We start from the raw sequence: 18,831 nt of genomic DNA, 5'->3' as shown, positions 1-18,831 counted from the left end.
TCGACTTTAAAGGAGCACCCATGATGCGTTTTACCTCGACCCTCGCTCTCGCCGCCTCCCTCACCTTCCTGTCCCTCGGCGCCCAGGCTGCGGCCCCTTCGAACTGGCCCGCCGGCGCCCGTGACAGCTTTGTCAGCGATTGCAGCGCCGCCGCCAGCCAGAACGTGGACGCCAAAACGGCCAAAACCCATTGCGAATGCGGCGCGGACAAGATCAATGCCGAATTGAGCTCTGCGGAAATCAAGGAACTCATGACCAACCAGAACGCCAGCGCGGAGCTTAAAAACAAAGCAGTGGCGGCTATTTCATCCTGCAAGGTCGTGAAGAAAAAGTAAGATCGGCCACCGTTCGGACCCGTGTTTTGACGGAAAAACAGCCTGAAAACTGCTATTTCTCACAAATTACGTAGCTTTTACGGCTTTTTTTATCAACGGATATTTCGCATGAAAGCCCCGTAAACCGGGGCTTTCAGCAAAAAAAGGTGTTCAACGCAACGCGATTGATTAGCAAACAGTGCCTTGGGGGGGCTCCCAAGCCGAACATTTCGACTATGATAGCCCAGTGTGCCCAGTTGGCCTGAGCAGCACAGTACACTGAAAATATATGTTTCTTGGAGATACACCATGTCTAATCGCCAAACCGGCACCGTTAAATGGTTCAACGATGAAAAGGCTTCGGCTTCATCACTCCTCAAGGTGGCGGTGACGACCTGTTCGTACACTTCAAAGCTATCGAAAGCGACGGTTTCAAAAGCCTGAAAGAAGGCCAGACCGTTTCCTTCGTGGCTGAGAAAGGCCAAAAGGGTATGCAAGCTGCACAGGTTCGCCCAGAGTAATTTCTGCGCCAATCAAAAAACCCCGTCCATGCGACGGGGTTTTTTATGGGAGAAACAAAAGCGCTGGGCAATCAGCCGCAGTTAACGCGCGTGATGACCAGATTGGTATCGGTGTTGAGATTCAGGCGATCAGAACGGTATTCCAGGGTAATCATGTCATTGGGCTTGAGAATCCGTGCATTCTGCGCCCCCGCTCGAGTGCGGGCCTGTTCCAGCAATTGAGGCGAGGCTTTCTGGCCGACTGCGAACTGCGCAGCCGACGACTCACAACGCGTATAGGCAGCTTCAGCCACAGCCGCGCCTTTGGCGGGCTCAGAGGTACTCGGGGTGCTGCAGCCAGTCAAAAGAGCTGCTGCCAACAAAGTACCGAATGATGCGAGCTTCCAAGGCATGAAGCCTCCTTTGAGAAAAAATAGTCAGAGATCGTGCGACAGCCGTTTCCCGGAATGGTTTCAGGAGTGTCGCTGTTCATCGTAGGCAGTCTGCCTGAGTCAACGACTGATCCCGGGGATCAATCGTCACCAGATATGAATCTCAGTAGATGTCGATGTAGTCAAACGGGGGACTCGGCCAGTTCTGCTTCAGTGCATTGAAAATCTGCGTGACCCAGACTTCATCGCTGGCCGCGACATTGCCGACATAACCGGAACCCTTGGCCCAGGTCTCCAGGCGAAACAGCAGCCCGTCGATACCCACACCCGCTACCTGCCGCCCGGATGAGATGTAGGCGATACCGGCCTTGGTCACGCGCAACTGAGTGTGCTCGTCATCGCTGGCACTCGCGATCAATTGGCGCACGGCCGCCAGCGTCAGGCTCTCAGGGTTGTTCAAATCGATCTGCACCTGGTGTTCCCCGCAACTAAACAGGTGGACAGTGTCGCACAGCCCTCTCCTCATGCCTAAGTAGCAGTGCCAAATGCCGCGCGAAATGGTTTACTGGCTCGGCAAGAATCGCGTTTTAGCGCATCACCCCGTTTTTTTTAGCCCCGTGAGACACCCATGACCACCGTGACCCTCCAAGCCGACATCAAAGCCAAGTGGCCCCAAGGACAGAGCTCCTACAGCCCCGGAAGCCCGGAGGAGTTGGCGATCATCGGTATCGACCTGCTCGTGAAAGAGCTGGGCACCCAGTCGGCGCAAGCGTTCATCGGCCAGATATTCGAGAAATACCCGGCCGATTATACGGGGGCACATAACCCCGAACGCGATTAGAAGTCGAGCGCCAACGCTTTACTTCAAACGTGCAAGGCGCTCAGTAAGCAGATCGAAGAAGCCTTGGGCGTCGCCGTTTTCAACCCAGAACACGTTCTTTTCCTGCTTGAGGCCGTCATACCAATCTACGATGGTCTGGCCAAAGGTCGGGCCTTCGCGGCTGTCCACCACCATGTTGGCTTGTCGCCCGCTGAACAGCGCCGGTTTGAGCAGGTAGGCAATGACGGTAGCGTCATGCACCGGACCGCCCGGGATGCCGTAGTGCTCCATATCGCCCTTGACGTATTCATTGAGAATATTGCCGACCACTTTGCTGGCATTATTTTTCAGGTCTGCGATCTTCTGCAGGCGCGCCTCGCTGGTGAGGACCTTATGGGTCACATCCAGTGGCAGGTAAGTCAGCTTGACCCCACTTTTCAGCACAATTTCAGCCGCAATCGGGTCGGCGAACAGGTTGAACTCGGCCACCGGCGTAATATTGCCACCGTTGAAATGCGCGCCACCCATCACCACCACTTCCTTGATGCCCTGGGTGATTTCAGGCGCCTGGGTCAATGCCAGCGCCAGATTGGTCTGCGGGCCGAGCATCGCGATAGTGATGCTGTGGGGCTTGGCAGTGCTGAGCGTCTTGATCAGGTAGTCGACCGCATTCCCCTCCGCCAGGCCTTTTTCAGGTTCATGCACGGCAACGCCGGAAATACCCTCTTTGCCATGGATGTTCTCGGCATAGATCGGCGTGCGCAGCAGTGGCTGCGGCGCACCGGCATACACCGGAATTTCCTCGCGCCCCGCCCACTCGCGCGCCAGTCGTGCATTGCGCGAAGTCTTGTCCAGGCGCACGTTGCCCGCCACGGTAGTCAGCGCGCGAATATTCAGCTCTTCGGGAGAGGCCATGGCAAACAGCAACGCGACCACATCGTCGGCACCGGGATCGGTATCAATGATCAGGTCGATTTTTTCCGCCGCCTGGGCGCTCGCAGCTGTTAATACGGACAAAAGCAGCACACTCCGGAACAGATGTCGCAGGGTTTGGGCACTACGTTGCATGACACTCTCCTTGTCATTGGGAAATACTAGAAAGTCACGCCGGAAACCAGCGCGATATTACAGTAAGGCTGACACTCGCCAGTACGCACCACCGCTCGCGCCTTGCGGCTGAGCAGCTTGAACTCGTCATGACTCAACAGGCTCCGCTCGCCAAGATCAGCCGCCGCGAACGCATTCAGATGCGCCAGCGCCGGCGGCTGCTTGAGCAGGATTTCTTCGGCCAACACGTGGCTTTCGACCTGCATCTCGCTGAGTACGATGCGCAAGGTGCTGATGAAGTCCGGGATGCCCTGGGTCAACGCCAGATCAATCAACTCGACACCCGGTGGCACCGGCAAGCCGGCATCACCGATCACCAGGATGTCGCCGTGGCCAAGGGATGCGATCACCCGCGACAAGGCGATATTGAGTAACGGAGTCTTTTTCATGCAGAAACAAAACCTTGTACGTCGTGCAACGTGGGAATGGAGGGCTGCGCACCGGCGCGGGTGACCGACAACGCCGCCGCAACCTGGCCAAAACGGATGGCCTCGGCTTCGCTTTTGCCGCTGGCCAGCGCGGCGGCAAAGCCACCGACGAACGTGTCGCCTGCCGCAGTGGTGTCAATCGCCTTGACCTGGGGCGCCAGCAAATGCTCGAAATCCCGGCCATTGGCGAACAACGCGCCTTGTGCGCCGAGGGTCACAATCACCTTGCCCGCTCCCGCCTTGATCAGGCGCGTGGCGGCGACTTTGGCGGTCTCCAGCGAGTCAACCACTACGCCGCTCAAGGCCGACGCCTCGCTTTCGTTGGGGATCAGGTAATCGATCGAAGCATACCAGTCATCAGGCAGCGGGCCGCTGGCCGGTGCGGGATTGAGGATCACCGTCTTTCCCAGTTCACGACCGCGCTTGAGGGTATGGGCCACCGTCGCCATCGGCACCTCAAGTTGGCAGACAATCACATCGGCGGACTGCAACACAGCGTCGAACGAATGCACCACGGCGGGCATCAACTGCCCGTTGCTGCCTGCCACGATGACTATCGCGTTCTGGCTGCTGTCATCCACCACGATCAACGCGACACCGCTGGAGCCATCGACCTGGCTGACGGCCTGGCAATCGATACCTTCCACCAACAGTGCGTCGCGCAGCTCGGCGCCATAAGCATCGGAGCCCACGCAGCCAATCATCGCAACGTTGCCTCCCAGACGCGCCGAGGCTACTGCCTGATTGGCCCCCTTCCCGCCCGGGACCGTGAAAAACGATTGGCCGATCAAGGTTTCACCGGCGCGGGGCAGCCGACCGGCCCGGGTGACCAGGTCCATGTTCAAGCTGCCGACTACCACTACTTTTGCTGGCATACATCAATACTCATCAATTCGTTCAGCGGGTTGAGGCGAATACAGCGGCCAACGGTGCTGTTGACTCACGCAACACAATGCTCGGCGTCACGATACGTTGATCAACCGGTAGCTGGGGTGTAGAAATCCGTCGCAGTAAAAGCTCCGCCGCCATCTCCCCCAACTGCAGGATCGACTGGCCGACCGTGGTCAGTGCCGGATAGACATAGCGGCTCATTTGAATATCATCGAAACCGATGACCGACAGTTCGGCAGGCACCCGCAGGTTGCGTTCGGCGGCTGCCCGGAGTACGCCAAAACCGATCATGTCGTTGCCGGCGAATATCGCCGTGGGTGGATCGCTCGCCAGTAACTGTGCCGCAGCGGCATAACCGCCGGTGCTGGTGAAATCACTTTCCAGCATGCGGCTTGCCGGGACCTCGATTCCCGCCTCATGCAGCGCACGGCAATAGCCGGCCAGGCGCATTTGCGCCACCCGGGTGTGAGCCGGCCCGCCGATACACGCGATATCCCGGTGCCCCAGTTCCAACAGGTGCCGGGTCGCCAGGTACGCACCTTGTTCGTGATCGATGCGCACCAGATCCACATCAATGCCATCAAGGCCCCGGTCGACGATGACCATCGGCGTGCGCACCGCTTTCAAGCCGGTGGCCAGGCCACTGTCATCGCCTCCGACCGAAGTGACGATCAAGCCGTCGATGCGCTTTTCCAGCAGCACCCTTAGATAACTGCGCTGTTTCTCGGCATTGTCGTCGGAGTTGCACAGGATCACGCAGTAACCATTGCGTTCGCAGTAATCCTCGATGCCCCTGGCCAACTCCGCGAAATACGGGTTGAGGCTATTGGGCACCAGTAGACCGATAGTGGCGGTGGTCTTGGCCTTCAAGGACCGTGCAACGGCGCTGGGCACGTAGTCCAGTTGCTTGATCGCCGCCTCAACCTTGATCCGCACGGGCTCGCTGACCGGGCGCGTCTTGTTCACCACATGGGATACCGTGGTGTAGGAAATACCCGCGAGTGCCGCCACATCCTTGATCGTTGCCATGACTCAGGCCCGCCGACTGGCGCGTTGACTGCGGTAGGTGTCGAGGATCACGGCGATCACGATCACAGCACCAGTAATGATGCGCTTGGTAGGCTCACTCGCACCAATCTGTGCCAGACCGGCAGCCAGCACGGAAATGATCAGCACACCGAAAAAGGTACTGATGACCGAGCCACGCCCGCCCATCAGACTGGTGCCGCCGATCACCACCGCGGCGATCACTTGCAACTCCAGCCCGGAACCGGCATTCGGGTCCGCCGCTTCCAGACGGGAAATCTGGAACAACGCCGCCAGACCCGCCAACAACCCCATCAGGCTGAAGACCAGGACTTTGTAGGGTTTTGGATTGATCCCCGCCAGGCGTACCGCTTCCTCGTTGGTGCCAATGCCGATCAGATACCGACCGAACACGGTACGGGTCAGTACCGCTTGGGCAACGATAATCACCAACAAAGCAATGATGAACGACGGCGAGATGCCAAAGGCAATCGGGTTGGACAACCAGGCGAAAGAATCACCGATGTATGCCGTGCGCGAGCCGGTCAACTGATACGCCACGCCACGCGCCATTTCCAGCACGCCCAGGGAAACAATGAACGACGGAATACGCCAGGCCACGGTAATCGAGCCGGTCAAAGTGCCCGCCAGCGCGGCACACCCCATGCCCAGCAACGCCGCAGGCACCACGTTCCAGCCCCAACTGAGGATTGCCACACTGACTGCCGACGCCGCCGGCGCCAGTACCGAGCCCACCGACAGGTCGATGCCGCCGATGATCAGGATAAAGGTCATGCCCACCGCCAGCACCATCAAGTCAGGGATCTGGTTGGCGATGGTACTGAAGGTGTCATAGGACCAGAAGTGATCGCTCAGGGTCGAGAACAGCGCAATCATCGCCAGCAAGGCGCCGGCCAGGCCCAGGTACGTGCCCAGTCCATAAAAGTTGCCGCCTGGCTTGGCGGTGGAAGACGTTGTTTTCATGGGGCAGTCCTAGGCGCTGCTTCGTTGAGCAGCGCATCACGTTTTTGATAGCCGGCAAACGCGGCGGCGAGCAATTCGTCCTGAGTCCAGCTGTCGCGCTCGAAGGTTTCGATCAGGCGCCCGGCAGACAGCACGCCGATGCGGTCGCAAATCAGCATCAACTCGCGCAGGTCGCTGGACACCACCACCAGCGCCTTGCCCTGACGGGTCAATTCGCCGAGCAGCGCATAGATATCAAATTTGGCCCCCACATCAATGCCGCGGGTGGGCTCATCAAACAGCAGCACCGAACAGTCGCGCTCGAGCCAACGCCCGATCACCACCTTCTGTTGATTGCCACCCGACAGTTCGGACACCAGTTGCTCCGGCCCCGAGCTGCGAATATGCATGGCATCGATCTGGCGCTGGGCCAGGGTCGTTTCGTCATGCCGATTGACGACACCAGCGCTGGAGATTTCCGGCATGTTGCCCAAGGCGATATTGGCGCTGATGGTCTGGGTCAGCAGCAAGCCTTCGCCCTTGCGATCCTCGGTAATCAGAGCGATGCCATGGGCAACCGCATCGACCGGCGAGCGGATGCTCACCACCTGAGCCGGAGAACCGAGGGCCACCGTGCCGCTATCGGCCGCATCCGCACCAAAGATCAGGCGCAGCAACTCGGTTCGTCCCGCGCCGATCAAGCCGGAAATCCCGTAGATTTCACCGGCGCGCACCTCAAAGGAAACATCGAGGACCTTGTCCGCACGGGTCAGGCCCTTGACCGTCAATGCCGGGGCACCAAGGGTCCGCGCGCCCAGATCAATGTGCTCGCCCAACTCGCGACCTACCATCAAAGTCACCAGTTGCTCACTGTTGTAATTGGCCATGGGTTCGACACAGACCAACTGACCATCACGCAATACCGCGATGCGCTGGGCCACTCGGGCCAGCTCCTCCAGGCGATGGGAAATGTAGATGATCGCCACACCGCGGGCTTGCAGACGAGCGATTTGCTCAAACAGCATCTCGACTTCACGGGCGGTCAGCATCGCCGTCGGTTCGTCGAGGATCAGCACATGGCAATCACCGATCAGGTTGCGCGCGATCTCGACCATTTGTTGATGACCGATACCCAGGCTGCCCACCAGCGTATCGGGGTCGATGGCATCCAGCCCCACGTGGGCCATGGCCTCGATCGCCGCCTTGCGCAGTTGCTTGCGGCTGATCCAGCCACCGTGGCTGGGCAGATTATCCAGAAACAGGTTCTCCGCCACCGTCAGGGTGGACAGCAGATTGAGCTCTTGCATGACCATGCGGATGCCCAGCTTCTCTGCTTGAGTCCGGCTGCCGGGAGCGTAGTCCTGGCCATTGAACTGCATCTGGCCGGCGGTCGGTGTGACCAGCCCGCCGATAATCTTCGATAAGGTACTTTTACCCGCACCGTTCTCACCGGTCAGCGCCAACACTTCCCCGCGATTGAGCGTCAGGGTGATGTCAGCCAGAACCGGCTGGGCGTAGGTCTTGCCTATACCGCTGACCGAGAGGACAGCAGTCGGGGCGCAAGATGACATAGGAAAATCTCCAGGCGTCCGCTCGGGATGAGCGGACGCTGTGTTGCACAGCGGGGATTACTTCTTGAGAACGAGTTCGACCGGGGTTTCGATCACACCGTCAACAGATTCGACTTTTTCACCCTTGATCAGCTTCAGCGCATTCTGGATACCGAAGACCGCTTGCTGGGCGGCGGCCTGGTCGGCGGTCGCCAGCACACGACCGTCTTGCAGCATCGGCTTGATGGCGTCGATGTTGTCGTAGCCAACCACTTGAACCGTGTCTTTCTTGCCTGCGGCGCGAATCGCCGAAACGGCGCCTACCGCCATGTTGTCGTTGCCGGCCAGCAATGCCTTGAGATCCGGGTATTCGCTCAACATCGCGGAAGCGACCTTGTTGCCACCGTCGATTTCCCAGTTACCGGATTGGATGGAAACGATCTGCATGCCTGCCGCTTCCATCGCATCCTTGAAGCCGGCGGTGCGTTGCTGGGCATTGGTGGTGGTGGACACGCCTTCAATGATGCCGACCTTGTCACCGGCACTCAGTTGCTTGGCCAGGTACTCACCCACCAGGCGGGCGCCCTTGCGGTTATCCGGCCCGACAAAGGGAATATCCAGGGATTTGCTTTTCAACACTTGCGGATCAAGACGGTTGTCAATGTTGACGATCTTGATCCCCTTTTTGCTGGCTTTTTCCAGGGCTGATGCCAATGCCTTGGAGTCGGCGGGCGCGATGACCAACGCATCCACCTTAGCCAGGACCATCTGGTTGACGATATTGATCTGCGCCGCGGTATCGGTTTCGTTCTTGATGCCGTTGGTAATCATGTCGAAATCGGCGGCGTGGGCTTTTTGATAATCCTTGGCGCCGTCTTGCATGGTGACAAAAAATTCATTGGCGAGAGACTTCATCACCAGACCGATCTTCGGTTTGGCGGCGTCTTCGGCAAATACAGGGGAGAGGGGCAACGCAGCAGATGCGGCAACCAGCACAGCGGTAGCAAGAAGACGTCCAGCAAATGGCAGCTTCATGGGTTCACTCCGATCTTATGATTATTCTGAGCAACGCTTGCGCCGATACCTGTCTCGGCAGTCATCCCGCCGAAGCGAATATACGAGCCTTCACGATAGCCGTTCAGCACAGGTGAAACATCTCGCAAACGTTTGCGTTAAGCAAACTATGCGAAGCTTGTCGACATTTGTCAACGAAAGAAAAGGCCTTTTTCCTCACCCGCTCTACGCCCTGCCCCACGGCCTGCTAGCCATGCCTCTAAACATCCGCTGCGGATATTCGTTCTCTGCACCGACAGATCGCAGTAGGTATTTGGGAACGCGGATTCGAGAATTTTCCGTCATCGTTTTCGGACAACCGAACGCCGCATGCCTCCCTGTTCGGAAACTCGGACACGAGTCGCGAAGGGCTAAATAAATCAATAACAAAAATTGTTGTAAATCAATAAGTTAAATTCATGAAGTGGACAAAATCGGACTGGTACAAATCCTGCTCTTAATCCGCACCTCGTGGCGTTTAGCGCAGCCCTAGGTGTTCTGGATGAACCTGCATAAGCAATCATCAAAACTAGAGAGAAAAATAATGAAATCCGCACTCAAGAACTTTGTCCCGGGCGCTTTAGCCCTGCTGCTGCTCTTCCCTGTTGCCGCCCAGGCAAAGGAAGTTGAATCCAAGACCAAGCTGTCCAATGTGGTCGTTCTCGCCACGGGCGGCACCATTGCCGGCGCCGGCGCCAGCGCTGCCAACAGTGCGATCTATCAGGCGGCCAAGGTCGGTATCGAGCAATTGATCGCGGGCATTCCCGAACTCAGCCAGATCGCCAACGTGCGCGGCGAGCAAGTGATGCAAATCGCTTCCGAGAGCATCAACAACGAAAACCTGCTGCAACTGGGCCGACGTGTCGCCGAGCTGGCTGATAGCAAGGACGTCGACGGCATCGTGATCACCCACGGGACCGATACCCTGGAAGAGACCGCTTACTTCCTCAACCTGGTGGAGAAAACCGACAAGCCAATCATCGTAGTCGGCTCCATGCGTCCAGGCACCGCCATGTCGGCTGATGGCATGCTCAATCTGTACAACGCGGTTGCCGTTGCCGGTAGCAAAGAAGCTCGCGGTAAAGGCGTGTTGGTGACCATGAACGACGAAATCCAATCGGGTCGCGACGTCAGCAAGATGATCAACATCAAGACCGAAGCCTTCAAAAGCGCCTGGGGTCCACTGGGCATGGTGGTTGAAGGCAAGACCTACTGGTTCCGCTTGCCAGCCAAGCGCCACACCATGGACTCCGAGTTCGACATCAAGACCATCAAAAGCCTGCCGGACGTGGAAATTGCCTACGGCTACGGCAACGTAAGCGATACCGCTTACAAAGCCCTGGCCAAGGCCGGCGCAAAAGCCATCATCCATGCCGGTACCGGCAATGGCTCGGTGTCTTCCAAGGTCGTGCCTGCCCTGCAGGAACTGCGTAAGGAAGGCGTACAGATCATCCGCTCCTCCCATGTCAATGCCGGTGGTTTCGTTCTGCGTAACGCCGAACAGCCTGACGACAAATACGACTGGGTTGTCGCCCATGACCTGAACCCACAGAAAGCCCGCATCCTGGCCATGGTCGCCCTGACCAAGACCCAAGACAGTAAAGAACTGCAACGGATGTTCTGGGAGTATTAATCCCGCCCCGGTCTGGTTTTTATAGCCAGGCCATCCCGCTCGCGGCCTACCGCGAGCGGGGCAACATCTCTGCGCTCCGCCTCCTTTCGTAAAAATTCCTTAAAAAACAGTGCATAGCTGCATAAAAGCAGATATTTCACTGTCATAGGGTGCTTCTTCAGTTTTAAGCAGTTGCGAATTTTCCCACAGTTAAATACTGTATGTTCGTACAGCTTAATAAGGAACACTCCATGGCAAAGCCTTCCTCCGCAGCAGCGACACCTCCTGACGCCTACGAACGCCTGGCGATCCGTGTGCAAAAAATCATCAACTCGACCAACGCTCAAAAAGCCAAGGCGGCGCTGATCTTTCGTTTGCCGGACGAACCGGTGGATGAGTGGGAGCGACTGCTGGAAGAAATTGCAGAAAACGACAACGTCACCCTCGCCTATCGCGATGACGGCGGCGTGCAAATTTTCTGGGTTGTACCGAAGGAAGATTGATTCAATGAGTGTCCGTTTTACTGCGCTGTTCTGCCTGTTTTTTGCTGTCACCGCCCAAGCCCAAGCCCCACGCACTTTCAGTGAGGCCAAGAAAATTGCCTGGAAGCTCTACGCCCCTCAGTCCACGGAGTTCTATTGCGGCTGTAAATACACGGGCAACCGAGTCAACCTGAAAGCCTGCGGCTACATTCCACGCAAGAATGCCAAAAGAGCGGCCCGCATCGAATGGGAGCACATCGTTCCTGCCTGGCAGATCGGGCATCAGCGCCAATGCTGGCAAACCGGTGGACGCAAGAATTGCACCCGTACCGATAGCGTCTACAAGCGCGCCGAGGCCGACCTGCACAATCTGGTACCGAGTATCGGCGAGGTCAATGGTGACCGTAGCAATTTCAGTTTCGGTTGGTTGCCGACGCAGAGCGGACAATACGGTTCCTGCCTGACGCAAGTGGATTTCAAGGCCAGGAAAGTCATGCCCAGGCCTTCGATTCGCGGCATGATTGCGCGGACGTACTTCTACATGAGCAAACAGTACGGGTTGCGCTTGTCGAAACAGGATCGCCGACTCTATGAAGCCTGGAACAAGACCTACCCGGTCCAGCCCTGGGAACGCCAGCGTAATCAAACCGTGGCGTGTGTGATGGGCCGCGGCAACGAATTCGTCGGCCCGGTGAACCTGAAAGGCTGCGGTTAAACGCGAGCGGGTGCTAACAAATCCCGCTCGCCATCGCCTTATCGAATGATCTTGTGTTCAATCACCAGCGATTCGGCATCGGTTTTTTTCTTTTTCGCCAGCCTTTCGGTCAATTGCGCCTGCCGGGCCTCGGCCTCGGCCTTGCTGGCGAAGGGTCCCAATAACACCAGGTCCTTGCCATCCTCCTTGGCCAGATAGAAATTGAAGCCGTTTTCCAACAGCCACGCGGTCAGGTCCGTCAACGCCTGCAACTTGTTGTCGGGCGAGCGTACCAGGACATCCCACTGCGGGGCCGCAGTCGCTGATTCCTGGGCCTGAACCTTGGCTGCTTCAGCCTTGTCCCTGGGGGTATCGAGATTGGGCCCCTCACCACAACCGGCCAATGCCAACACTGCAATCGCCATCGCTACTTTACGCACTGCCTTGCCCCTTTAGGATCAAAGAGGCAACTTTATCATTCACTGTCTATTCTGGCCGTCATAAACCTTGGCTTAAACATTGCGAAGGATGTTTCCCAGACCTGTATGATGGCGCCATGGGAATTAATGCGGCCTCTACGCGTCCTAGAAAGAGGCAGCCACAGGGAAGCGCTTCACAGTAAGCTGTACAAACCGACGTCCGCCCTGTCCGAAACATGCGTCCTTTAAAGCAATCAAGGAGAAGTCCATGCTGATACTCACCCGCAAAGTCGGTGAAAGCATAAATATCGGTGATGACATTACGATCACCATCCTGGGCGTTAGCGGCCAGCAAGTAAGAATCGGCATCAATGCACCCAAGAACGTTGCCGTGCATCGGGAAGAGATCTACCAGCGTATTCAAGCCGGCCTGACTGCACCGGACAAACGCGAAACACCTTGATGCCCCTCAGTAGCCAGCCCTTTCGTTTACTGTAACGGCTGGCGAAAACCCGATTGGCCCGTGCGCTGCGTCTCTCTCGTCTATCCACGCCCGGCCCGTTACCCCAGCACCACACCTCGTGCCATGCCGCTCGCCGCAATGACCATCAGCAGCACCAGCCCCGCCTGTACATGACTGATCATTGCAAAACGCCCCACCCCCGTCATATCCACGCGGGTACCCCGCCCCAATGCAATCCGCCATTTGATCAACCGAATCATGGGCGCGAATTCCAGCAGCAGGATAAGGATTAACACACCCATCTTCAGATGAAACAGCGGCTGGTGCAGATAGTAGTCGGTGCCTTTCTCATAGCCCGCAAACGCTCGTATGCCCCCTGTCAGCAACAGTCCCAGCGCGCTGAGCCCCCAGATATTGTCAGCCATCAATACCCGTCGCACCTGCGTTGGATCAGCAATATCGAGCCCTAGAAACGCCTTGCCGCGCGCCAATACCGCAGTAAAAGCCACGGCGAAAGCCAGCAAATGAACAGCCGCAAGAAACCAGTGCATCAACATGACGCGCATCCCCCGACAGTGATAACAGGCTGGACAGCCCCAAACGCTCTCAGTATTGACCCGAAGTTGCCACAGCGCCTGCACCCAAACGGAACTTGCTGGGCGTTTGACGGCCGAATGTCGTGAAAATGTAATAAACCTTACGGTGCATGGGGAATGCGTTGATGGGGCGGACCAATAAACAGCCTTACGTCTCCAAAGCGTGGATGATCGCCTTGGTGATCGGTCTCGTCTTCGTGGCGATCGGGTATGGCGTCAGATTCGTAATGGACGACAGCAGCAAAACGGACGCCCAGTCGTGGCTGGATCTAGCGCTGTTTCTCTGCGGCTACCTGCTTTTCTTCTGTCTCAAGCCCATTCAAGCGGCGATCCATCGAAAATTGCGTCGACGCGCGTTTCGCAACGCTCGCCAGAAGACCTTATCCTGATAAATACCGCCGGGACGCGATCTTCATCATGGAAGGCTGCTCGACCGAATGCCAGGGCGGCCTCGGCCGCCCATGACAGCTAGCGGCGCAGTAAACGCAAGTAACCTGCATCGTCAGCCTGCGCGTGCACGCCCTCATAGCTATCAATCATTGGGTGCTCTGTGTGCATCGGCGCCCGATGCGCCGATGTCACCACTATTACATCAGCGCCCGACGCAACACCTGCACGGATCCCCACCGGCGCATCCTCGAATACCAGGCACTCTTCCATCGACACCCCCAATCGCTGCGCACCCAGCAAGTAACACGCCGGGTCCGGCTTGCCCCTGGCAACATCTTCGGCCGTCACCATTACCGCTGGCGGGGCGATACCTGCCGCCAGCAAACGGCGTTGGGCCAGAGCGCTGGGGGCGGAGGTGACCACCGCCCAGCGGTTCGCTGGCAAGCTGTTCAGAAATGCGACCGCTCCCGGGATCGCAACCACGCCCTCGACATCAGCGATCTCGGCCTCGGTAATGCCACGCGCCTCGGCCTGCGCATCGATCCCAGGCAACGCCTGGCGAGTGATGGTATCAATGGCCCGGGCGCCATGAATCGTGGTCAGGAACGCCTCGACGTCCAGCCCGTGCCGTTCGGCCCAGGCGGCCCAGACACGCTCCGCGGCGGCGATGGAATTGAGAATGGTGCCGTCCATGTCGAACAAAAAGGCACGGTATCGATGATCGAATACGCTTGAATCGTTGGCGGACACTGCTGGATTTCCCCTTGCTATCGTCACCCGGTCTTGGGTCCTGACGAACACACCCCTGCAATCTACGGATCGATCCGAGGCTTGTAAACGCGCACGGGCAATCCGCGTCTAGCTGACCTGCCCACCTGTTTCCACGATATCCACCTGCGTACACCAGGCCGCCATCACCGCGACTCGCAACCCTTCAACCAGCGTCGCCAATGCCATTGACGGCAGCCCAGGCGCCCCCTGCTCGACTTGCTCGGGCAGCCACGGAACATGAATAAATCCACTGCGCACTCCGCTTCCGGCAAGTGCGTGCTGCAAACTGTAAAACACCTGATTGCACACGAAGGTCCCCGCCGTTTGCGAGACTGACGCGGCAATCCCCGCCTCGCGCAGCGCCTTGACCATGGCCTTGACCGGCAAGGTGCTGAAGTACGCCGCAGGGCCACCTGGCACCACCGGTGTATCGATAGGTCGCTCACCGAGGTTGTCCGCAATTCGCGCATCGTTGAGATTGATCGCAACCCGCTCGATGGAAATATCACTGCGCCCCGGCCCCAGCCCGGTGGCAATCACCAGCTGTGGGGCATGCTCGACCAGCAATTGGTTCAGGCAAGCGCCAGCAGTTGCGAAAGCACAGGGCAATTGGCGAGCGACGATGCGTATCCCGTCGTCCAGTTGCACACCGTCGAGCAGGCGCACCGCCTCCCAGGACGGGTTGACCAGGTCTTGGTCAAACGGTTCGAAACCGGTCAGCAGCACAGTACCCATCACGACCTCACATCAGCAGGTAAAGAAGGACGATATTGACCAGCAACATCATCAACGCCGTCGGCATCTGCGCCTTGATCACCGCGTTCTTGTCGGGCAACTCGAGCAACGCGGCGGGCACGATATTGAAGTTTGCCGCCATCGGCGTCATCAGCGTACCGCAGTATCCCGAGAACATGCCGATCGCCGCCATCACCGCTGGATTGCCACCATAGACACCCACCAACACCGGTACCCCGACACCACCGGTCATGACCGGAAACGCGGCAAAGCCGTTGCCCATGATCACCGTGAACAGCGCCATGCCCAAGACGTACACCATTACCGCCACCAATTTGAAATCCAGATTGATATAGGTGGTGGTGACGTGGGCTACGGCAGTACCGACCCCCGCTTCGTTGAACAGCAACCCGAGCATCGCCAGCATCTGCGGCAGCACCATCGCCCAGCCAAGCGCTTCCGTCAGCCGCCGGGATTCGCGTAACGCCTGTACCGGCGTGTCACGGGTCAGCCAGCAAGCCAGCGCCAAGGCGATCAGACAGCCCAGACCCAGCGATACAAACGTGGTGTTCTTCGGATCCAGCAGCGGCACGCCTGCAATCTCGGTGTGCTTGAGCAGCACCGAACCAATCACCGTGGTCAACGGGATGGCCAGCGCCGGAATAAACAGCTTGTGCCCCAGCCGACCGGCGCTGGCCCGGGACGCCTTGTTGTGCAGCTCGGTGTGAGAGCCACGCCCCACGCCGCCTAGGCCGGCAATCACAGCCATCAGCACCACGCCCACGCCGATGACGACCGAAGGCAAACGCTCTCCCACCAGGAACGGAACGGCGAACAGCAGCCAGAACACTGCGCTGGACCAGCGCTTGGGATGCGTGCGATCCGCCAGGATCATGCCGGCAGTGATCAGCAACAGCACGCCGGCCAGCCAATACAGGTATTGAATGGAAATAATCATTGCGCGGCCTCCACCTTCTGCAGGGCGATCGGCTCGGCATTCATCAGCTCGCGCGTCAGCCTTCGATCAAAGCGGTGCAGACGTATGGCGTGGACGATAAAGGCGCATATCGCCGTAGGAATGCCCCAGACGGCAATATGCAACGGCTCGACATCAATCCCCGAACCCAGCAGGAACGTATGCATCAACGCAATCGCGCCAAAGGCAACAAAGATATCCTCACCAAAAAACAGGCCGACGTTATCGGTGGCTGCGCACATGGCCAGAACCTTGTGCCGAACCTTGTCCGGCAGCTTTCCGAAACGTTTTTCAGCGGCCCCTTCGGCCATCGGTGCCAGCAGCGGACGCACCATCTGCGGATGCCCGCCAAGACTGGTCAACCCCATCGCCGCAGTGGATTCGCGAACAAACAGATAGATGATCAACAGTCTCCCGACCGTGGCCCGCTCAAAACGGGCAATCCAGTTCTGTGCATGCAATCGCAGGCCATGCCGCTCCAGCAGACCGATGACTGCAAGCGGCAACAACAGGATCAGTTGCAAAGCGCGGGTCTGCAGGAAACCGTCGCCCATGCTGGCGAGAATTTTTTCCAGGGGAAAGCTGGCGGCCAACCCGGTGGCAATCGCCGCCGCAGTCACTACCAGTAACGGATTGAAGCGCAACACAAAGCCGACCACGATGACGAGCACGCCAATCAGCGGCCAAAGGTTCACAACAGTTTGCATGGCGTTGAGTCCTTGATTGCGTGCCGCGAAGCCAGATTGCGCAGGGCGATTGGCGTGCAGGCCGACACGGATTTTTATTATTGACCTGGAAGGTCCGGAGTCAGTGGCGGGCATCTTTGCTGCTGGAAGCGGGAGGTGTCCAACAAGAAAAACTGTTGCTGCAAACCAATAAAGTTTGTCGGGGGAAAGACCATTGCTTGCAGGTCTTTTGAGGCAGACAAGGCAGGATTCGACAAAACGCGCGCAACAAAAAAGGGCTCACCTTTCGGTGAGCCCTTCTAGACCGCCCAGCAGAGCGGATTTTGTTTGGTAGGCGCGATTGGACTCGAACCAACGACCCCCACCATGTCAAGGTGGTGCTCTAACCAACTGAGCTACGTGCCTGCTGTGAGGCGGCATTCTACGGAATTCCAGAAGGCTGTCAATACCTTTTTTGCAGCTAAGCCTATGAATATGCGTATTTTTTATTTTCAGCCAATGCGGTCACGTATTGCCGGTGGCTGGCAGGGGATTTTCAAGTGAGGTAGGATCGGCGCACTCGTAAAAAATATAAAACAGAGGTTCCAAGATGGCGAACACACCCTACCCCCAATCGTATTACGCCGCCTCCGCCAATGCGGTTCCTCCGCGACCCGTTCTGCAAGGTGAAGTCGAAACCGATGTGTGTGTGATCGGTGCGGGCTATACCGGACTTTCCAGCGCACTGTTTTTGCTGGAGAACGGTTTTCGCGTGACGGTACTGGAGGCCGCCAAGGTGGGGTTTGGCGCCTCGGGCCGCAACGGCGGGCAGATCGTTAACAGCTACAGCCGTGATATCGATGTGATTGAACGCAGCGTCGGCCCCCAGCAGGCGCAGTTGCTGGGGCAGATGGCATTTGAAGGCGGCAAGATCATTCGTGAGCGGGTGGCCAAATATCAAATTCAGTGCGACTTGAAGGACGGTGGCGTGTTCGCGGCGCTCAACAGCAAGCACATGGGCCACCTGGAGTCACAGAAGCGTTTGTGGGAGCGCTACGGCCACACCCAGCTTGAGTTGCTGGACGAACGCCGTATTCGCGAAGTAGTGGCTTGTGACAACTATGTCGGCGGCCTGCTGGACATGAGCGGCGGGCATATCCATCCACTCAACCTGGCACTGGGTGAAGCGGCGGCCGTGGAATCCCTCGGCGGCACGATCTATGAACAGTCGGCCGCCGTGCGCATCGAGCGCGGCGCCAATCCGCTGGTGCATACGGCCGAGGGCAAGGTCAGGGCCAAGTTCATCATTGTCGCGGGCAATGCTTACCTGGGCAATCTGGTGCCCGAACTCGCAGCCAAGTCGATGCCTTGCGGTACACAGGTCATCACCACCGCGCCGCTGGGGGATGAGCTGGCCAAGACCCTGCTGCCGCAGGACTACTGCGTCGAAGACTGCAATTACCTACTTGACTACTACCGCCTCACCAGCGACAAGCGCCTGATCTTCGGTGGTGGCGTGGTCTATGGCGCACGGGATCCGGCCAATATCGAAGCGATAATCCGACCGAAGATGCTCAAGGCCTTCCCCCAGTTGAAGGACGTGAAGATTGACTACGCCTGGACCGGTAACTTCCTGCTGACTTTGTCGCGCCTACCGCAGGTCGGTCGCCTGGGAGACAACATTTATTACTCCCAGGGCTGCAGCGGTCATGGCGTGACGTACACCCACCTGGCGGGCAAAGTACTGGCGGAGGCGCTGAGAGGCCAGGCAGAGCGTTTTGATGCGTTTGCCGGCCTGCCGCACTATCCGTTCCCGGGCGGGCAACTGTTGCGTACACCATTTGCAGCAATGGGCGCCTGGTATTACGGGCTGCGGGACAAGCTGGGATTCTGATCAATCTGTTGGAGCCGGGTGACCGGTTCCAACAGATAGGCAAATCGCACAAACAAAAAACCCCGGTCTTTCGACCAGGGTCTTTGCTAT

The 18,831-nt window shown here is 58.1% G+C and carries 23 protein-coding genes, 1 tRNA gene and 1 pseudogene; 9 read left to right on the top strand and 16 right to left on the bottom strand.

The window, feature by feature from the left end; all coding sequences use genetic code 11:
- The first annotated feature begins 20 nt into the window (after nucleotides 1-20).
- Together BLU75_RS05670 and BLU75_RS05665 are read left to right on the top strand one after the other, a co-directional pair.
- Entirely contained in the window at nucleotides 21-335 is a 315-nt protein-coding gene (locus BLU75_RS05670; RefSeq protein WP_084377439.1) for a hypothetical protein, read from the top strand.
- A 288-nt stretch (nucleotides 336-623) separates the two neighbouring features.
- Nucleotides 624-835, top strand: a pseudogene (locus tag BLU75_RS05665) (cold-shock protein).
- A gap of 71 nt (nucleotides 836-906) precedes the next feature.
- On the opposite strand, the gene BLU75_RS05660 reads toward BLU75_RS05665, so the two are convergent.
- A complete protein-coding gene (locus BLU75_RS05660) occupies nucleotides 907-1,227 on the bottom strand; it encodes an I78 family peptidase inhibitor (protein WP_084377437.1) in 321 nt (106 codons plus the stop codon).
- A 142-nt stretch (nucleotides 1,228-1,369) separates the two neighbouring features.
- Entirely contained in the window at nucleotides 1,370-1,678 is a 309-nt protein-coding gene (locus BLU75_RS05655; RefSeq protein ID WP_084377435.1) for a hypothetical protein, read from the bottom strand.
- 156 nt (nucleotides 1,679-1,834) lie between these two features.
- Here BLU75_RS05655 and BLU75_RS05650 point away from each other — a divergent pair, with 156 nt between their 5' ends.
- Complete coding sequence (locus BLU75_RS05650) at nucleotides 1,835-2,047, top strand: hypothetical protein (protein WP_084377433.1); 213 nt, start codon at nucleotides 1,835-1,837, stop codon at nucleotides 2,045-2,047.
- 18 nt (nucleotides 2,048-2,065) lie between these two features.
- On the opposite strand, the gene BLU75_RS05645 is transcribed toward BLU75_RS05650, so the two are convergent.
- From BLU75_RS05645 to BLU75_RS05615, 7 genes are read right to left on the bottom strand one after another with little or no spacing between them, the layout of a single operon-like run.
- The gene (locus BLU75_RS05645) at nucleotides 2,066-3,094 is read right to left on the bottom strand and encodes a nucleoside hydrolase (protein ID WP_084377431.1); all 1,029 of its coding nucleotides are present in this window, start codon (nucleotides 3,092-3,094) and stop codon (nucleotides 2,066-2,068) included.
- 26 nt (nucleotides 3,095-3,120) lie between these two features.
- Nucleotides 3,121-3,522 (bottom strand): D-ribose pyranase, encoded by a 402-nt coding sequence (gene rbsD, locus BLU75_RS05640; RefSeq protein WP_084377429.1) that lies wholly within the window; start codon nucleotides 3,520-3,522, stop codon nucleotides 3,121-3,123.
- The gene (gene rbsK / locus BLU75_RS05635) at nucleotides 3,519-4,436 is read right to left on the bottom strand and encodes a ribokinase (protein WP_084377427.1); all 918 of its coding nucleotides are present in this window, start codon (nucleotides 4,434-4,436) and stop codon (nucleotides 3,519-3,521) included. Before rbsK ends, rbsD begins: the two co-directional genes overlap by 4 nt.
- Before the next feature lie 22 nt (nucleotides 4,437-4,458).
- Entirely contained in the window at nucleotides 4,459-5,481 is a 1,023-nt protein-coding gene (locus BLU75_RS05630) for a LacI family DNA-binding transcriptional regulator (RefSeq protein ID WP_084377425.1), read from the bottom strand.
- A 3-nt stretch (nucleotides 5,482-5,484) separates the two neighbouring features.
- A complete protein-coding gene (locus BLU75_RS05625) occupies nucleotides 5,485-6,462 on the bottom strand; it encodes an ABC transporter permease (RefSeq protein ID WP_084377423.1) in 978 nt (325 codons plus the stop codon).
- Nucleotides 6,459-8,012 carry a sugar ABC transporter ATP-binding protein gene (locus BLU75_RS05620; RefSeq protein WP_084377421.1) on the bottom strand — a complete coding sequence of 518 codons (1,554 nt, stop codon included), beginning with the start codon at nucleotides 8,010-8,012 and terminating at the stop codon, nucleotides 6,459-6,461. Before BLU75_RS05620 ends, BLU75_RS05625 begins: the two co-directional genes overlap by 4 nt.
- Nucleotides 8,013-8,069: 57 nt before the next feature.
- On the bottom strand, nucleotides 8,070-9,026 hold the full coding sequence (locus BLU75_RS05615) for a sugar ABC transporter substrate-binding protein (RefSeq protein ID WP_084377419.1): 957 nt from the start codon (nucleotides 9,024-9,026) through the stop codon (nucleotides 8,070-8,072).
- A gap of 562 nt (nucleotides 9,027-9,588) precedes the next feature.
- On the opposite strand from BLU75_RS05615, the gene BLU75_RS05610 reads away from it, so the two are divergent.
- The 3 genes from BLU75_RS05610 to BLU75_RS05595 all read left to right on the top strand — a co-directional run bounded on the left by BLU75_RS05610 (nucleotide 9,589) and on the right by BLU75_RS05595 (nucleotide 11,853).
- Entirely contained in the window at nucleotides 9,589-10,677 is a 1,089-nt protein-coding gene (locus BLU75_RS05610) for an asparaginase (protein ID WP_084377417.1), read from the top strand.
- A 230-nt stretch (nucleotides 10,678-10,907) separates the two neighbouring features.
- Nucleotides 10,908-11,159 carry a DUF1654 domain-containing protein gene (locus BLU75_RS05600; RefSeq protein ID WP_084377413.1) on the top strand — a complete coding sequence of 84 codons (252 nt, stop codon included), beginning with the start codon at nucleotides 10,908-10,910 and terminating at the stop codon, nucleotides 11,157-11,159.
- Between the two features lie 4 nt (nucleotides 11,160-11,163).
- Complete coding sequence (locus BLU75_RS05595; protein WP_084377411.1) at nucleotides 11,164-11,853, top strand: endonuclease; 690 nt, start codon at nucleotides 11,164-11,166, stop codon at nucleotides 11,851-11,853.
- A 38-nt stretch (nucleotides 11,854-11,891) separates the two neighbouring features.
- Here the strand turns inward: BLU75_RS05595 and BLU75_RS05590 are convergent, their stop codons facing one another.
- Nucleotides 11,892-12,272 (bottom strand): penicillin-binding protein activator LpoB, encoded by a 381-nt coding sequence (locus BLU75_RS05590; protein WP_084377409.1) that lies wholly within the window; start codon nucleotides 12,270-12,272, stop codon nucleotides 11,892-11,894.
- 247 nt (nucleotides 12,273-12,519) lie between these two features.
- On the opposite strand from BLU75_RS05590, the gene csrA reads away from it, so the two are divergent.
- Nucleotides 12,520-12,714, top strand: a complete 195-nt coding sequence (csrA, locus tag BLU75_RS05585; RefSeq protein WP_060838422.1) for a carbon storage regulator CsrA — start codon at nucleotides 12,520-12,522, stop codon at nucleotides 12,712-12,714.
- Nucleotides 12,715-12,812: 98 nt separating this feature from the next.
- Here the strand turns inward: csrA and BLU75_RS05580 are convergent, their stop codons facing one another.
- Nucleotides 12,813-13,271 carry a DUF2214 family protein gene (locus BLU75_RS05580; protein WP_084377407.1) on the bottom strand — a complete coding sequence of 153 codons (459 nt, stop codon included), beginning with the start codon at nucleotides 13,269-13,271 and terminating at the stop codon, nucleotides 12,813-12,815.
- 164 nt (nucleotides 13,272-13,435) lie between these two features.
- Between BLU75_RS05580 and BLU75_RS05575 the strand changes: the two genes are divergently transcribed.
- Nucleotides 13,436-13,699 carry a hypothetical protein gene (locus BLU75_RS05575; protein WP_084377405.1) on the top strand — a complete coding sequence of 88 codons (264 nt, stop codon included), beginning with the start codon at nucleotides 13,436-13,438 and terminating at the stop codon, nucleotides 13,697-13,699.
- 79 nt (nucleotides 13,700-13,778) lie between these two features.
- Here the strand turns inward: BLU75_RS05575 and BLU75_RS05570 are convergent, their stop codons facing one another.
- The 5 genes from BLU75_RS05570 to BLU75_RS05550 form a co-directional block, all read right to left on the bottom strand.
- Nucleotides 13,779-14,450 carry an HAD family hydrolase gene (locus BLU75_RS05570; RefSeq protein WP_084377403.1) on the bottom strand — a complete coding sequence of 224 codons (672 nt, stop codon included), beginning with the start codon at nucleotides 14,448-14,450 and terminating at the stop codon, nucleotides 13,779-13,781.
- Nucleotides 14,451-14,558: 108 nt separating this feature from the next.
- The gene (pcp, locus tag BLU75_RS05565) at nucleotides 14,559-15,206 is read right to left on the bottom strand and encodes a pyroglutamyl-peptidase I (RefSeq protein ID WP_084377401.1); all 648 of its coding nucleotides are present in this window, start codon (nucleotides 15,204-15,206) and stop codon (nucleotides 14,559-14,561) included.
- A 7-nt stretch (nucleotides 15,207-15,213) separates the two neighbouring features.
- Nucleotides 15,214-16,164, bottom strand: a complete 951-nt coding sequence (locus BLU75_RS05560; RefSeq protein ID WP_090221389.1) for a DUF979 domain-containing protein — start codon at nucleotides 16,162-16,164, stop codon at nucleotides 15,214-15,216.
- A complete protein-coding gene (locus BLU75_RS05555; protein ID WP_084377397.1) occupies nucleotides 16,161-16,889 on the bottom strand; it encodes a DUF969 domain-containing protein in 729 nt (242 codons plus the stop codon). The genes BLU75_RS05560 and BLU75_RS05555 overlap by 4 nt, the downstream gene beginning before the upstream one ends.
- A gap of 307 nt (nucleotides 16,890-17,196) precedes the next feature.
- A tRNA-Val gene (locus BLU75_RS05550) sits at nucleotides 17,197-17,273 on the bottom strand.
- Nucleotides 17,274-17,457: 184 nt separating this feature from the next.
- On the opposite strand from BLU75_RS05550, the gene BLU75_RS05545 reads away from it, so the two are divergent.
- Entirely contained in the window at nucleotides 17,458-18,741 is a 1,284-nt protein-coding gene (locus BLU75_RS05545) for an NAD(P)/FAD-dependent oxidoreductase (RefSeq protein ID WP_084377395.1), read from the top strand.
- The last annotated feature ends 90 nt before the right edge of the window (nucleotides 18,742-18,831 follow it).

It is taken from the genome of Pseudomonas mucidolens (assembly GCF_900106045.1).
In the GTDB taxonomy this organism is placed as follows: domain Bacteria; phylum Pseudomonadota; class Gammaproteobacteria; order Pseudomonadales; family Pseudomonadaceae; genus Aquipseudomonas; species Aquipseudomonas mucidolens.
Note: the sequence above shows the minus strand (reverse complement) of the source record. Positions and strands in the feature narration are given on the sequence as shown.

Excerpts from the sequence above, each read along its gene's own strand:
- BLU75_RS05650 (WP_084377433.1), top strand. The coding sequence starts at position 1,835 with ATGACCACCGTGACCCTCCAAGCCGACATCAAAGCCAAGTGGCCCCAA.
- pcp (WP_084377401.1), bottom strand. The coding sequence starts at position 15,206 with ATGGGTACTGTGCTGCTGACCGGTTTCGAACCGTTTGACCAAGACCTG.
- BLU75_RS05595 (WP_084377411.1), top strand. The coding sequence starts at position 11,164 with ATGAGTGTCCGTTTTACTGCGCTGTTCTGCCTGTTTTTTGCTGTCACC.
- BLU75_RS05620 (WP_084377421.1), bottom strand. The coding sequence starts at position 8,012 with ATGTCATCTTGCGCCCCGACTGCTGTCCTCTCGGTCAGCGGTATAGGC.
- BLU75_RS05645 (WP_084377431.1), bottom strand. The coding sequence starts at position 3,094 with ATGCAACGTAGTGCCCAAACCCTGCGACATCTGTTCCGGAGTGTGCTG.
- rbsD (WP_084377429.1), bottom strand. The coding sequence starts at position 3,522 with ATGAAAAAGACTCCGTTACTCAATATCGCCTTGTCGCGGGTGATCGCA.
- BLU75_RS05545 (WP_084377395.1), top strand. The coding sequence starts at position 17,458 with ATGGCGAACACACCCTACCCCCAATCGTATTACGCCGCCTCCGCCAAT.
- rbsK (WP_084377427.1), bottom strand. The coding sequence starts at position 4,436 with ATGCCAGCAAAAGTAGTGGTAGTCGGCAGCTTGAACATGGACCTGGTC.
- BLU75_RS05600 (WP_084377413.1), top strand. The coding sequence starts at position 10,908 with ATGGCAAAGCCTTCCTCCGCAGCAGCGACACCTCCTGACGCCTACGAA.
- BLU75_RS05625 (WP_084377423.1), bottom strand. The coding sequence starts at position 6,462 with ATGAAAACAACGTCTTCCACCGCCAAGCCAGGCGGCAACTTTTATGGA.
- BLU75_RS05630 (WP_084377425.1), bottom strand. The coding sequence starts at position 5,481 with ATGGCAACGATCAAGGATGTGGCGGCACTCGCGGGTATTTCCTACACC.
- csrA (WP_060838422.1), top strand. The coding sequence starts at position 12,520 with ATGCTGATACTCACCCGCAAAGTCGGTGAAAGCATAAATATCGGTGAT.
- BLU75_RS05555 (WP_084377397.1), bottom strand. The coding sequence starts at position 16,889 with ATGCAAACTGTTGTGAACCTTTGGCCGCTGATTGGCGTGCTCGTCATC.
- BLU75_RS05610 (WP_084377417.1), top strand. The coding sequence starts at position 9,589 with ATGAAATCCGCACTCAAGAACTTTGTCCCGGGCGCTTTAGCCCTGCTG.
- BLU75_RS05575 (WP_084377405.1), top strand. The coding sequence starts at position 13,436 with ATGGGGCGGACCAATAAACAGCCTTACGTCTCCAAAGCGTGGATGATC.
- BLU75_RS05670 (WP_084377439.1), top strand. The coding sequence starts at position 21 with ATGATGCGTTTTACCTCGACCCTCGCTCTCGCCGCCTCCCTCACCTTC.
- BLU75_RS05660 (WP_084377437.1), bottom strand. The coding sequence starts at position 1,227 with ATGCCTTGGAAGCTCGCATCATTCGGTACTTTGTTGGCAGCAGCTCTT.
- BLU75_RS05615 (WP_084377419.1), bottom strand. The coding sequence starts at position 9,026 with ATGAAGCTGCCATTTGCTGGACGTCTTCTTGCTACCGCTGTGCTGGTT.
- BLU75_RS05560 (WP_090221389.1), bottom strand. The coding sequence starts at position 16,164 with ATGATTATTTCCATTCAATACCTGTATTGGCTGGCCGGCGTGCTGTTG.
- BLU75_RS05580 (WP_084377407.1), bottom strand. The coding sequence starts at position 13,271 with ATGTTGATGCACTGGTTTCTTGCGGCTGTTCATTTGCTGGCTTTCGCC.